13 protein-coding genes are annotated in these 12,514 nt (G+C 70.0%); 6 read left to right on the top strand and 7 right to left on the bottom strand.

All coding sequences use genetic code 11. From position 1 onward, the window contains the following. Positions 1–3: 3 nt before the first annotated feature. Entirely contained in the window at positions 4–1,194 is a 1,191-nt protein-coding gene (locus FDA94_RS18505; RefSeq protein WP_137248322.1) for an endo-1,4-beta-xylanase, read from the bottom strand. A gap of 13 nt (positions 1,195–1,207) precedes the next feature. After that, positions 1,208–3,265, bottom strand: a complete 2,058-nt coding sequence (locus FDA94_RS18500) for a RecQ family ATP-dependent DNA helicase (protein WP_137248428.1) — start codon at positions 3,263–3,265, stop codon at positions 1,208–1,210. A gap of 44 nt (positions 3,266–3,309) precedes the next feature. On the opposite strand from FDA94_RS18500, the gene FDA94_RS18495 reads away from it, so the two are divergent. Genes FDA94_RS18495 through FDA94_RS18485 form a run of 3 tightly spaced genes read left to right on the top strand, consistent with a single transcriptional unit; the run spans position 3,310 to position 6,696 of the window. Further along, positions 3,310–3,795: a GNAT family N-acetyltransferase gene (locus FDA94_RS18495; RefSeq protein WP_137248321.1), complete on the top strand. Its 486-nt coding sequence runs from the start codon at positions 3,310–3,312 to the stop codon at positions 3,793–3,795. Between the two features lie 37 nt (positions 3,796–3,832). After that, positions 3,833–6,274, top strand: coding sequence for a DNA gyrase/topoisomerase IV subunit A (locus FDA94_RS18490; RefSeq protein WP_137248320.1), 2,442 nt, complete (start codon positions 3,833–3,835; stop codon positions 6,272–6,274). Next, the gene (locus FDA94_RS18485; RefSeq protein WP_137248319.1) at positions 6,271–6,696 is read left to right on the top strand and encodes a hypothetical protein; all 426 of its coding nucleotides are present in this window, start codon (positions 6,271–6,273) and stop codon (positions 6,694–6,696) included. Before FDA94_RS18490 ends, FDA94_RS18485 begins: the two co-directional genes overlap by 4 nt. A 147-nt stretch (positions 6,697–6,843) precedes the next feature. On the opposite strand, the gene FDA94_RS18480 is transcribed toward FDA94_RS18485, so the two are convergent. The 4 genes from FDA94_RS18480 to FDA94_RS39290 all read right to left on the bottom strand — a co-directional run bounded on the left by FDA94_RS18480 (position 6,844) and on the right by FDA94_RS39290 (position 8,424). Continuing rightward, positions 6,844–7,335: an SRPBCC family protein gene (locus FDA94_RS18480; RefSeq protein WP_137248318.1), complete on the bottom strand. Its 492-nt coding sequence runs from the start codon at positions 7,333–7,335 to the stop codon at positions 6,844–6,846. Between the two features lie 3 nt (positions 7,336–7,338). Beyond that, on the bottom strand, positions 7,339–7,635 hold the full coding sequence (locus tag FDA94_RS18475; RefSeq protein WP_246060025.1) for an ArsR/SmtB family transcription factor: 297 nt from the start codon (positions 7,633–7,635) through the stop codon (positions 7,339–7,341). A 38-nt stretch (positions 7,636–7,673) separates the two neighbouring features. After that, positions 7,674–8,036, bottom strand: coding sequence for a VOC family protein (locus FDA94_RS18470; protein ID WP_137248316.1), 363 nt, complete (start codon positions 8,034–8,036; stop codon positions 7,674–7,676). 100 nt (positions 8,037–8,136) lie between these two features. Next, the gene (locus FDA94_RS39290) at positions 8,137–8,424 is read right to left on the bottom strand and encodes a hypothetical protein (RefSeq protein ID WP_170991011.1); all 288 of its coding nucleotides are present in this window, start codon (positions 8,422–8,424) and stop codon (positions 8,137–8,139) included. A 137-nt stretch (positions 8,425–8,561) separates the two neighbouring features. On the opposite strand from FDA94_RS39290, the gene FDA94_RS18465 reads away from it, so the two are divergent. Together FDA94_RS18465 and FDA94_RS18460 are read left to right on the top strand one after the other, a co-directional pair. After that, on the top strand, positions 8,562–9,080 hold the full coding sequence (locus FDA94_RS18465) for a beta-class carbonic anhydrase (protein WP_137248315.1): 519 nt from the start codon (positions 8,562–8,564) through the stop codon (positions 9,078–9,080). Beyond that, on the top strand, positions 9,080–9,829 hold the full coding sequence (locus FDA94_RS18460) for a GNAT family N-acetyltransferase (protein ID WP_137248314.1): 750 nt from the start codon (positions 9,080–9,082) through the stop codon (positions 9,827–9,829). The genes FDA94_RS18465 and FDA94_RS18460 overlap by 1 nt, the downstream gene beginning before the upstream one ends. A 137-nt stretch (positions 9,830–9,966) precedes the next feature. Here FDA94_RS18460 and FDA94_RS18455 read toward each other — a convergent pair whose 3' ends face one another. After that, positions 9,967–12,033: a DNA gyrase/topoisomerase IV subunit B gene (locus FDA94_RS18455; RefSeq protein WP_246060024.1), complete on the bottom strand. Its 2,067-nt coding sequence runs from the start codon at positions 12,031–12,033 to the stop codon at positions 9,967–9,969. A gap of 248 nt (positions 12,034–12,281) precedes the next feature. Here FDA94_RS18455 and FDA94_RS40565 point away from each other — a divergent pair, with 248 nt between their 5' ends. Further along, entirely contained in the window at positions 12,282–12,512 is a 231-nt protein-coding gene (locus FDA94_RS40565) for a DUF7455 domain-containing protein (RefSeq protein WP_083973837.1), read from the top strand. Positions 12,513–12,514: the final 2 nt, after the last annotated feature.

Genomic DNA, 12,514 nt, shown 5'->3' with positions numbered 1-12,514 from the left:
CCGTCATGGTACGAGTTCGCAGACGATCGCGGATCCGCCCGGAGTACTACCGTTTCCGAGGTTCACCGTGCCCGTCCGGCCCTGGTGTTCGATCGTGTACGTCCCCTTGAAGCCCCGCAGCGGGAGCCGGCCCTCCTCGTCGGTGCGGACGGTCGTCTCGGGCAGCCACCACTCGCCCCTGACCAGGTTCCGCAGGGCGTGGTAGGAGGGCTTGGGGGTGCCGTCGGCCCGGACGAAACCGCCCGGAGCTCCCAGCCATTCGCCGTCCTGGATGCCCCAGTAGGTGATCGCCCGGACGGCGGGGTGGCCGACCAGGGTGCGGTAGTGGCGGACGATCTCGTCGGCCTGGCGCTCCTCCCCCTCGGGCGTGGAGGGCCACTCGTCGATCTGGTAGTCGTTCAGGTCGACGATCTCGGGCGGCATCAGGTGCCCCGACACGATGGTCGTCTCGGTGAAGTGGATCGGCAGGCCGTACCGGGAGAAGCGGTCGAGGGTCTCCAGGGTGCGCTCCTCGCCCCAGTAGCCCTGGTGCATGTGGCTCTGCAGGCCGAGCGCGTCGATGCGGACGCCCGCTTCGAGCACGCCCTCGATGAGGCACTCGTAGGCGGCCGACATGTCGAAGTCGTTGAGGAGCAGGGTCGCGGAGGGATTGGCGTGGCGGGCGGCGTCGAACACCATCCGGATCATGGGGATGCGGCCGATGTCGCGGCACAGGTGAGTGATGCCGTTGTCGTACTTGTCGAAGATCGGCATGATGACGACCTCGTTGATCACGTCCCACATGTCGATCACGCCGGAGAAGTCGGTGACCTCACGGGTGATGCGGGCGACCTGGGCGGCGGCGATCTCGCCGTTGTTCAGGTCGAGCAGCCAGTCGGGGGCGAGGGTGTGCCAGGCCAGCGGGTGGCCCTTCACCGGCACCCCCCGGTCTTTGAAGAACCACGCCATCTCCATCAGCTTCTCGGTCTGCGGCCTGCCCATCTCGCCCTCGAACTGCCCCCAGTAGAAGGGCAGCGTGGCGAAGTTGAACAGCTCGAACCACTGGTCGGCCAAGGGGATGTCGCGGTCGAAGCCGGTGCAGCCGAACAGGAACTCGTGATCGGTCTGCCTGACGAGAACGTCCTGCCCGGCGACGGGGTTCTGATCGGCGGTGACGGTGACGAGGGCGTCCGCGACGCGGTGGGAGGGAAGCACCCCTCCCCTATACCTACGTAGCGGTCGCCAACACCAGGGGGAGCACGACCGGTGCGCCCGCGTGGCGGATCTGTGCGGCGGCCAGCGTCAGCGTCCAGCCGGTGTCGGACCGGTCGTCGACCAGCAGCACCGGGCCCTGCGCTTCGGCGATCTTCGCGCCCAGTTCGCGGGGCATGGCCAGGGTGGCCCTGATCGCCTGGACCCGCTGGTTGCTGTTGAACTGCCGGCCCGGCGTGCCGTTGCGGTAGCCGAGTTCTCCCAGGTAGGAGAGGCGGCCGATCTGGGCGAGGCGCTCGGCGAGGCTGCGTACGAGCCGGGGTTTGGACACCGAGGGGACACTGACGACGGCGACCGGCCGTTGCTCCCAGCCCCAGGTCTTCAGGACCTCCACGACGGCTCCGAAGACGTCGTCCGGTACGTCTTGGTCAGGGCCCGCCAGGAGCTCTCTCAGGCGGGTGCCCCAGCCGATGTCGGTCAGCCGGCCGAGGGCGCGGCCGGTGCCGGCCGACAGTTCGGGCTTGATGCGGCCCTTGAGGTCGTCGAGGCCGGTCGGCCACTGGCGGCGGGGGTCGAGGTCGACGCCGGGCCGCACGAGCCGGTCGTGGGCGCTCTTGACGGCGGTCTCGGCGACGCCGGCGTCCCACCACGCGCCGGTGCAGTTGTCGCAGCGGCCGCACGGGGTGGCGGTGTCGTCGTCGAGGTGGCGGCGCAGGAACATCTCGCGGCAGCCGTCGGTGGTGAGGTAGGCGAGCATGGCCTCCTGCTCGGCGGTGCGCTCGGCGGCGACGCGCTTGTAGCGGTCGGCGTCGTAGGCCCACTCTTCGCCGGTGGCCTCCCAGCCGCCCTTCACCCGGCGGACCGCGCCGTCGACGTCGAGGACCTTGAGCATCATCTCCAGCCGGGTGCGGCTGAGGTCGACCCGGCTCTCCAGCGCGGCCGTCGAGAGCGTCTGGTCGCCGAGCGCGGCCAGCGCGGCCCTGACCTGGTTCTCCGGCGGGAACGCCAGGGAGCCGAAGTAGGCCCAGATGTCGCGGTCTTCCGTACCGGGAAGCAGGACGACCTCGGCCCGCGCCACCCCGCGCCCGGCGCGGCCGACCTGCTGGTAGTAGGCGACCGGCGACGGCGGCGCCCCGACGTGGACGACGAACCCGAGGTCGGGCTTGTCGAACCCCATCCCGAGCGCCGAGGTGGCCACCAGCGCCTTGACCCGGTTGGCGAGCAGGTCGTCTTCTGCGGCCAGCCGTTCGGACGGTTCGGTCTGCCCCGAGTAGGCCACCACCGGGAAGCCCTGGTCGCGCAGGTAGGCGGCGATCTCTGAAGCGGCGGCGACGGTGAGCGTGTAGATGATCCCGGAGCCCGGCAGCTCCTTGAGCGCGGTCGCCAGCCAGGCCAGCCGCTTCTCGGGCCCGCCGGGGGTCACCACCGACAGGCGCAGGCTGTCGCGTTCGAGCGGCCCGCGCAGCACGAGCGCGTCGCCGAGCTGCTCGGCGACGTCACGCGTCACCCGCGCGTTGGCGGTCGCGGTCGTGGCCAGCACCGGCACGCCGGGCGGCAGCTCCTCCAGCAGGGTGCGCAGCCGCCGGTAGTCGGGCCGGAAGTCGTGGCCCCAGTCGGAGATGCAGTGGGCCTCGTCGACCACCACGAGCCCCGCCGACTCGGCCAGCTCGGGCAGCACCTGGTCGCGGAACTCGGGGTTGTTGAGCCGCTCGGGACTGACCAGCAGCACGTCGACGAGCCCCTCGGCGACCTGGCCGTAGATCTTCTCCCACTCGCCCGGGTTGACCGAGTTCACGCTGACGGCGTGGATCCCGGCCCGCTCGGCGGCGGCGATCTGGTTGCGCATCAGCGCCAGCAGGGGCGAGATGATCACCGTCGGCCCCTCGCCGAGCTCGCGCAGCAGCGCGGTGGCGATGAAGTAGACCGCCGACTTGCCCCAGCCGGTCCGCTGCACCACCAGCGTGCGCCTGCGGTCGAGGACCAGCGACTTGATCGCGGTCCACTGGTCGTCGCGCAGGGTCGCGTGGTCGCCCGCGAGCGCCCTCAGGCGCTCCTCGGCCTCCTCGCGCAGCATCTCCTCTTCGCTCACGGTGTCCTTAGTACCAGTAATCTCCGGGTGTGGACGTCACCACCTGGTACCTGGAACAGACCGCCCCCTCCGATCTGCGCCCCGCCCGGCCCCCGCGCGACGATGTCGACATCGTCCGGGCCGAGATCCCCTCGGCCGATTTCCATCGTTTCCTCTACTCGGCCGTGGGCGGCGGCTGGCAGTGGACCGACCGCCGCGACTGGACCGACGAACAGTGGCTCTCCTGGCTCGACCTGGGCGTGGAGACCTGGGTGGCCTACCTCCGCGGCACCCCGGCGGGCTACATCGCCCTGGAACCGCAGGGTTCCGACGTTGAGATCGCCTATTTCGGGCTGATGCCCTTCGCGATCGGCAAGGGTCTCGGCGGCCACCTCCTGCACTTCGGCACCGCCCGGGCGTGGTCGTCGGCCGAGAGAGTCTGGGTGCACACCTGCTCCCTCGACTCCCCGGCGGCCCGCGGGAACTACGAGGCCAGGGGATTCCGCCTGTACAAGACGGAAGTCTCGAAGGTCTGAGTCGCAAGCGTCGGTGCGGACCGGCAAAATGTTCGACATGGCCCGACGAACCACCAGCCCCCCGCCCGACGAGGACTTCGAGGAGCGGATCGTCGACATCGACGTGTCCGCGGAGATGCGCACCAGCTTCCTGGAATACGCCTACAGCGTCATCTACCAGCGCGCGCTCCCCGACGCCCGCGACGGGCTCAAGCCCGTGCAGCGCCGCATCCTCTACTCGATGAACGAGATGGGGCTGCGCCCCGACCGGGGCCACGTGAAGTCGTCCCGCGTCGTCGGCGAGGTCATGGGCAAGCTCCACCCCCACGGCGACGGCGCGATCTACGACGCGCTGGTCCGCCAGGCCCAGCCGTTCTCGATGCGGCTGCCGCTGGTCGACGGCCACGGCAACTTCGGCTCGCCCGACGACCTGCCGGCCGCCATGCGCTACACCGAGGCCCGCCTGTCCGACGCGGCGATGCTGATGGTGCAGTCGATCGACGAGGACACGGTCGACTTCAAGCCCAACTACGACGGCCAGGAGACCGAGCCCTCGGTCCTGGGCTCGGCCTTCCCCAACCTGCTGGTCAACGGCTCGACGGGCATCGCCGTCGGCATGGCGACCAACATGGCCCCCCACAACCTGGTCGAGGTCGTGGCGGCCGCGCGGCACCTGCTGAAGCACCCCGACGCGACGCTCGACGACCTGATGAACTTCATCCCGGGCCCCGACCTGCCCACGGGCGGCTACATCAACGGCCTGTCGGGCATCCACGACGCCTACCGGACCGGCCGCGGCACCTTCAAGATGCGGGCCACCGCGACGGTCGAGAACGTCACCCCGCGCCGCAAGGGCCTGGTCATCACCGCGCTCCCCTACAACGTGGGCCCCGAGCGCGTCGTCACCAAGATCAAGGAACTGGTGACGTCCAAGAAGCTGACCGGCATCGCCGACCTCAAAGACCTCACCGACCGGCACAAGGGCCTCCAGCTGGTCATCGAGATCAAGAACGGCTTCAACCCCGAGGCGGTGCTCGAGGAGCTCTACCGGCTGACGCCGATGGAGGAGACGTTCGGCATCAACAACGTGGCCCTCGTCGACGGCCAGCCGCGCACCCTGGGCCTGCGCGAACTCCTCTCCGTGTACGTCGAGCACCGCATCGACGTCGTCCGCCGCCGGTCCCTCCACCGCCGGCGCAAGCGCGAAGAGCGGCTGCACCTGGTCGAGGGCCTGATCATCGCCCTGCTGAACATCGACGAGGTCATCCAGGTCATCCGCACCTCCGACGACTCGGCGGCGGCCCGGAGCGGCCTGATGGAGCGCTTCTCGCTGAGCGAGATCCAGGCCAACTACATCCTCGACACCCCGCTGCGCCGCCTGACCCGCTACGACAACCTGGAGCTCGACAAGGAGAAGGCGACGCTGACCCGCGAGATCGCGGAGCTCACCGAGATCCTCTCCTCCGACCTGAAGCTCCGGAAGGTCGTCTCCGACGAGCTGGCCCAGGTCGCCAAGACCTACGGCACCCCCCGGCGCACGCTCCTGCTGGAGGGTGGGGTGGCCGCGCTCGCGCCGGTGCCCCTGGAGGTCGCCGACGACCCGTGCCTGGTCCTGCTCTCCTCCACCGGCCTGCTGGCCCGCACGGCCGACGCCTCCCCGCTGCCCGCCACGGGCGAACGCACCGTCCACGACGTGCTCGTGTCGGCCGTGCGCTCGACCGTGCGTGGCGAGGTCGGGGTGGTGACCTCGCTCGGCCGCATGATCCGGGTGAGCGTGGTCGACCTGCCGACCCTGCCGGCCTCGGCCAACCCGCCGTCCCTGGCGGGCGGCCACCCGGTGGCCGAATACGTCTCGCTGGCCGCCGACGAGACCGTCGTGGGCCTCGGCTCCCTCGACCCCGACGGCCCCGGCCTGGCCATCGGCACCGAACAGGGCGTCGTGAAGCGGGTGGTCCCCGACTACCCGGCCAACCGCGACGAGTTCGAGGTCATCGGCCTCCGCGACGGCGACACGGTGGTGGGCGCCGTCGAACTCACCTCCGAAGACCACGACCTGGTCTTCATCACCTCCGACGCCCAGCTCCTGCGCTACTCCGCCACCAACGTCCGCCCCCAAGGCCGCCCGGCGGGCGGCATGGCCGGCATCCGGGTCGAACCGGGCGCGAAGGTCATCTGGTTCGGCGCGATCGACCCGTCGCGCGAGTCCCGCGTGGTGACCATCGCCGGTTCGTCCACCGCCCTGCCCGGCACCCAGATCGGCGGCGGCAAGATCTCCGACTACGCCGAGTTCCCCGCCAAGGGCCGCGCGACGGGCGGCGTCCGCGCCCAGCGCTTCCTCAAGGGCGAAGACGTGCTGCTGCTGGCCTGGGCCGGCCCGGGGCCGGCGAAGGCGGTGTCGTCGGTCGGCAAGCCGGTGCCCCTGCCCGACGAGATCGGCCGGCGCGACGGCTCCGGGGTGCGGCTGACCCACACGGTCTCGGCGATCGGCGGAGCCTTGTGAGCGAGATCCTGGAGGCCGCCGACCGTCTGTGCGCGGCCATCCGGGCCCACGCCGAGGCCGTGAGCCAGACGCCTCCCGTGTCCACGGCGGTGGTCCCGGCGGGTTATGAGGTCGCCGACCTGGCCATCGCCTACGGCGACCTGGTCGCCGACCAGACGGGCTGGTCGAGCCCGCTGTGGCACCTCACGCACGGCGGCTTCACGGTCGACGACCCGGTCGAGATCGCGACCGAGACCGAAGGCCCGGAGCCGCCGACCGTGATCCTGGCGACGGAGATCCTGCGGCTCTTCGATACGGCGACCCTCGTCGACCTGGCCCGGAGGAGGTTCGGGCGGGAGGTGGACGACGCGGTCGGGGCCTTGGAGCTGTTCGCGGCGGAGAAGAACGTGGAGTTGTGCTTCCACCCGGAGGAGGTCGGCTGATCCGGGCAGATGGGCCCCGCGGTTCACCCGCCGGGACGTAGGAGCTGGATCTTCGCAGGCCTCTTGTACCTGGCGGTGCGTGAGAAGGGCTCACCCGCAGACGACCGGCGCCCTGCCGGATGCCCCCATCTGCCGACCGGCCTCGGGTCAGGACAGCTTGGTCTCGTAGGCGTCGCGGAGGTCCTGCCAGCCGTGGTCGCGGGCGTCGTCGCCCACCACGCGGCCCTGCGGGGTGCCGGCGAGGAGGAGGTCGGCGGTGTCGAGGCAGACGTGCCAGCCGGCCGCGTTGCGGGCCGCCCATTCCGGGCCCGGCATGGTGTGGGAGAGACGCAGGCGGGTGCCCGACTCCGTGGGTTCGAGTTCCCAGCGGAGAAGGTCGCCGCCCCACGTGTATTCGAGCAGGTGGGGGCGGTCGGCCCTGAGGATGGTCTCCTCGGTGCCGGCGCCGTCCATGACCAGGGTGGCGTCGCCGGGCGTGCCGAGATCGCGGTCGGACTCGAACGGGGCCCACTCTCTGAGCCGGCCGGGTTCGGTCAGCGCGGCCCAGACCTTCTCGGGCGGGTGGCGGAGGTCGCGGGTGAAGACGAGCGTCCAGCGGCCGTCGTCTGCTGGGCCGGCGGTGACGTCGGCGAGTTCCATGGCCTACTCCTGGCTGTCGAGGTGGGCTTCGAGGGCGTCGAGGCGGTCGTCCCAGAGGCGGCGGTAGGGCGCCAGCCATTCGTCCAGGGCCGCCAGCGGACGCGGCTCGACGCGGTAGATGCGCTGCTGCGCGGCCGTACGCGACGAGACCAGCCCGGCCTCCCGGAGCACCTTGAGATGCTTGGAGACGGCGGGCTGGCCCATCGACAGCTCCCGCACGAGATCCCCGACGCTGCTCTCCGACCGGCGCAGCCGGTCGAGTATGCGGCGGCGGGCCGGCTCGGCGAGTACGGCGAACACGTCCACCGTCTTATATTCCCCTTCGGGAATATAAGACGTCAATCGCAGAGGCAGAAGAGGTGGCCGGCCGGGTCGAGGTAGACGACGAAGCCCTCCTCGTTCCCCGGCTGGTGGTGGTGCTTGACCGCCCCCAGGGCGACGACCTTCTTCCCGGCCTCGACCAGGTCGTCGACGACGACGTCGAGGTGGGCCTGCTGCGGGTGGTCGACCTGCGGCCAGACCGGGGGGACGTAGTCGGGGGCGTGCTGGAACGCCAGGTGCACCGGGCCACCGTCACCGATGGTGACCCAGTCGGTGTCGTCCTTCACGATCTCCCAGCCGAGGAGTTCCGCATAGAAGTCGGCGAGGGCCTTGGGGTCGGGGCAGTCGTACACGAACGAATGGAGGGTGGCGATGGCCATGGACGTCTCCTGCTTTCCCGTAACGATGTAACCGGCTAAGAACCTATACCGGTGTCGCCGGATAAGCCAGGCAATTACCCCACTCCCCCGGCCGGACGCGTCACCTCGCCAGCGCCTCCAGCAACTGCGCCGGGTCGCCGCCCGCCCAGTCGGCCAGCAGCTGCGACTCACGGTCGCCCGGTTCGAACCCGTCGGGCTTCAACATCCCCGCCTCGCACAGAGCCATGATCAACGGGTCGTCCTCCGGCAGCGTGTCCACATAACAGGCCGCGTCGATCAGCGCGAGGGCCAGGCGGGCGTTGCGGCCCTCGTCAGACGGCTCCACGCGGTCGAGACGGTGGCGGGCGCGGGCGCGGAGATGGTCGGACAGGGGCGCGGTGGTGCTCATGCTCTCGGGTCTCCTCAGACGGTCGGCGACTTTACGTCACGGATAATTACCTAGGGTGACACGAGTTCGGCGGTGCTTCATCGCATTGGTAGACCCCGGGAAAGGTCACGAATGCGGTCTGCGGGAACATTCGGTACATGAACGGTGCCTTCGATGATCTGTTCTCGGCCAACGAGACCTACTCCGCCACGTTCACGGGTTCCGGCCTGACCGGCACGGCCGCCCGCGGACTGGCCGTCGTCACGTGTATGGACTCCCGCATCGACCCCCTCGGCCTGCTGGGACTCAAGCCCGGCGACGCCAAGATCCTCCGCAACGCGGGCGCGCGCGTGACCGACGACGTGCTGCGTACCCTCGTCGTCGCCGTGTTCGTCCTCGGCGTCAACCGGGTCCTCGTGATGCCGCACACCGACTGCGGCATGACGAAGGTCACCGACGACGACATCCACGACCTGGCCCTGGCCCAGGGTGTCGACACCCGGAGCCTCGACTTCCACACCGTCCCCGACCAGAACGCCGCCCTGCGGCACGACCTCATCCGCATCCGCACCAGCCCGTTCCTCGACGGCGTGGTGTCGGTCGGCGGCGCGATCTACGACGTCCGGACCGGCAAGCTCACCCGGGTCGAGGAATTCCGCCGGGACGCCGCCGCGTAATGACCGAGCTCGACCGGATCCTCCGGTTCAAAGAGGATCACATCCGCTCCCAGGCCGACGACGTCCAGGAGCACCTCTTCGGCTTCGCCGTCCGCAACCGCCGGTACGCCGCCTCGCACCACCACAACAAGGTCGTGATCACCGGCCCGGCGGACGCGCCGGAGATCCTGGCCCTGGCCGACCGCGCCCTCGCGGGGTCGGCCCACCGCCTGGTGGAGATCCACCACGAGCCCACGGCGCTGGCCGTGACCGGTGCGCTGACCGAGGCGGGCTACGAGCGCGAGTCGAACCTCCTGATGATCCACCAGGGCGCACCAGGGCCCGTTTCAGCCCGCGTGGTGACCGTGACCCTGGCCGACCTCCACGAGCCCGTACGGGCCAGCTGGGCCGCCGACCTCCCCCAGCTGACCGAGGAGGAACTCGACCAGCTCACCGAACGCCGCGCCACCGTCGTCCAGGACGGCTACGAGACGACCTTCCTGGCCGTACGGGACGGGGAGACCATCGTCTGCCACGGCGACCTCTACCTCCACCGGCCCTCGGGCATGGCCCAGTTCGAAGACCTGTCGACCCACCCCGACCACCAGCGCCGGGGCCACGCCCGAGCCGTGGTGACGGAGGCGATCCGCCGAGCGGGCGGCCTGACCCTGTTCCTGGAGGCCGACGAGGCCGACTGGCCCAAGGACTTCTACGGCCGCCTGGGTTTCACCCCGGTCGGCCGGACCCACCACTTCCGCCGCATGCTCTGACCCGACACGCCGCTCACCAGGCAGGCGTGCAGATCACACCAGCCCGGTTTCGACCGCCGGCCCATTCGCCGCGGCAGCGGCCGTACAACGTGACGACCTGGCCGCCCGTGCGGGCGGCCAGGTCGTCACGAGCGAGGTCAGGCGTCGATGTGGTCGCGGTCGATGTCGGAGGCCGAGCTGACGATGAACTCGCGCCGGGGCGCCACGTCGCTCCCCATCAGGAGGTCGAAGATGCGCTCGCCCTCTTCGACGTCTTCGATCCGGATCCGCCGCAGGACGCGGTGGCGCGGGTCCATGGTGGTCTCCGCCAGCTGGTCGGCGTCCATCTCACCCAGACCCTTGTAGCGCTGGGGCGGTTCCTTCCACTTCTTGTTCCGCTTGCGGAGCCCGTTGAGGACCTTGTGCAGTTCGGCGTCGGAGTAGCAGTAGATGTACTTCTCCTGCCCCCGCCCCGGGTTGGTCAGCTCCACCCGGTGCAGCGGCGGCACGGCGGCGAACACCCGCCCGGCCTCCACCATCGGCCGCATGTAGCGGTGGAACAGGGTGAGCAGGAGGCACCGGATGTGGGCGCCGTCGACGTCGGCGTCGGCCATCAGGATGATCTTCCCGTAGCGCGCCTGCTCGATGTCGAACGAGCGGCCCGACCCCGCCCCCACCACCTGGATGATCGCTGCGCACTCGGCGTTCTTCAGCATGTCGCTGACCGACGCCTTCTGCACGTTGAGGATCTTGCCCCGGATCGGCAGCAGCGCCTGGAACTCCGAGTCGCGGGCCAGCTTGGCGGTGCCCAGGGCCGAGTCGCCCTCGACGATGAACAGCTCGCTGCGGTCGACGCCGTCGCTCCGGCAGTCGACCAGCTTCGCCGGCAGCGCCGAGCTCTCGAGCGCCGTCTTGCGCCGCTGGTTGTCGCGGTGCTCCCGGGCCGCGATGCGGGCCTTGGCCGCCGCGACGATCTTCTCCAGGACGGCCCTGAGCTGCTGCTTGGCCCCGCGCGGCGGGTTGGTGAAGATCTCGCGGAGCTCCCGCGAGACGACCGTCGAGACGATGCGGGTCGCCGCGGAGGTGCCGAGCACCTCCTTGGTCTGCCCCTCGAACTGCGGCTCGGCCACCCGGACGGTCACCACGCCGGTCAGACCTTCGAGGATGTCCTCTTTGGTCACGCCGTCGTCGTTGGCCCTGAGCAACCGGGACTCACGCAGTAACTCGTTCATGGTGCGGACCAGCGCCCGCTCGAAGCCGAGCACGTGGGTGCCGCCCTTGGGCGTGGCGATCACGTTGACGAACGACCGCACGGTCGAGTCGTAGCCCTTGCCCCAGCGGACCGCCACGTCGACGACCATCTCGCGCTCGACCTTGGTCGGCGTCATGTGGCCCTGCTCGTCGAGCACCGGCACGGTCTCGTTGAAATGGCCCTGCCCCTGCATGCGCAGCACGTCGCAGACGGCCTCGTCGCGGGCCAGGAACTCGGTGAACTCGCTGATCCCGCCGTCGAACCGGAAGGTCTCCTCGGTGACCTCCTCGGTCCGGCTGTCGCGCACCGACAGCGTCAGCCCGGGGACCAGGAACGCGGTCTGCCGCAGCCGGACGTGGATCTCGTCGAGCGAGACCTCCGCCTCCGGCAGGAAGATCTGCAGGTCGGCCCAGAACCGCACGCGGGTGCCCGTGACCCGGGACCCGAGGGGCCCGCCGTCGCGCAGGCCCGACTTCTTCTTGAACTTGGCCGACGGCCCTTCGCCGTCGAAGATTCCGGGCACGCCGCGGCGAAAGCTGATCTCGTGGACGCGCCCGTCACGGTCGACCTCGACGTCGAGCCGGGACGACAGGGCGTTCACCACTGAGGCGCCCACGCCGTGGAGACCGCCGGAGGCGCCGTAGGACCCGCCGCCGAACTTCCCGCCGGCGTGCAGCTTCGTGTAGACGAGCTCGACACCCGCCAGGCCGCTCTTGGGCTCGACGTCGACCGGGATGCCGCGGCCGTTGTCGCGCACCTCGATCGAACCGTCTGGATGGAGCTCCACCTCGATGTGGGAGCAGTAACCGGCCAGCGCCTCGTCGACGCAGTTGTCGACGATCTCCCACAGGCAGTGCATGAGCCCGCGGCTGTCGGTCGACCCGATGTACATGCCCGGGCGCTTGCGGACGGCTTCGAGACCTTCCAGAACCGACAGATGACGAGCCGTGTAACCCGTCTCCGCTACCGTCACTCCAGCTCCCACGCTCAACAGTCGAACACGCGTACGCAGCTTAGCGGTAGGCGTGGTTTTACGCCTACCAGCTTGCCAGCTGTCGAGGGCTTCTCGTTACCTGCGGTGTGATCCACGTCACCTTTCGGAACATTCCGCTCTCGGCGTAGTCAGGAGGTGATTGGGAACGCCCTCATCCGGTTAGATGTTGTCCCAAGTGACTGTGACGCCAACATCCCCGGTCAACGGGGTGACCCGAAAGGCGATACGTGACTGGAGCTCTCGCCCCCACCAAGCCGCTGACCGCCCTAGACCGCTGCGACCGATGCGGCGCTCAGGCCTACATTCGCGCGACTCTTCCGGTAGGCGCCGAACTCCTGTTCTGCGCACACCACGGCCGACAGCACGTGGCCGCATTGCGCGACAAGGGCGCTGAGATCCAGGACGAGTCGGCCCGACTCAGTACGACACCCGCCTCCGCCGCTCCCGACGAGCGGTGATC

Source organism: Herbidospora galbida (assembly GCF_005233835.1).
GTDB classification, from domain to species: Bacteria; Actinomycetota; Actinomycetes; order Streptosporangiales; family Streptosporangiaceae; genus Herbidospora; species Herbidospora galbida.
This window is presented reverse-complemented; position numbering and strand designations above follow the sequence as displayed.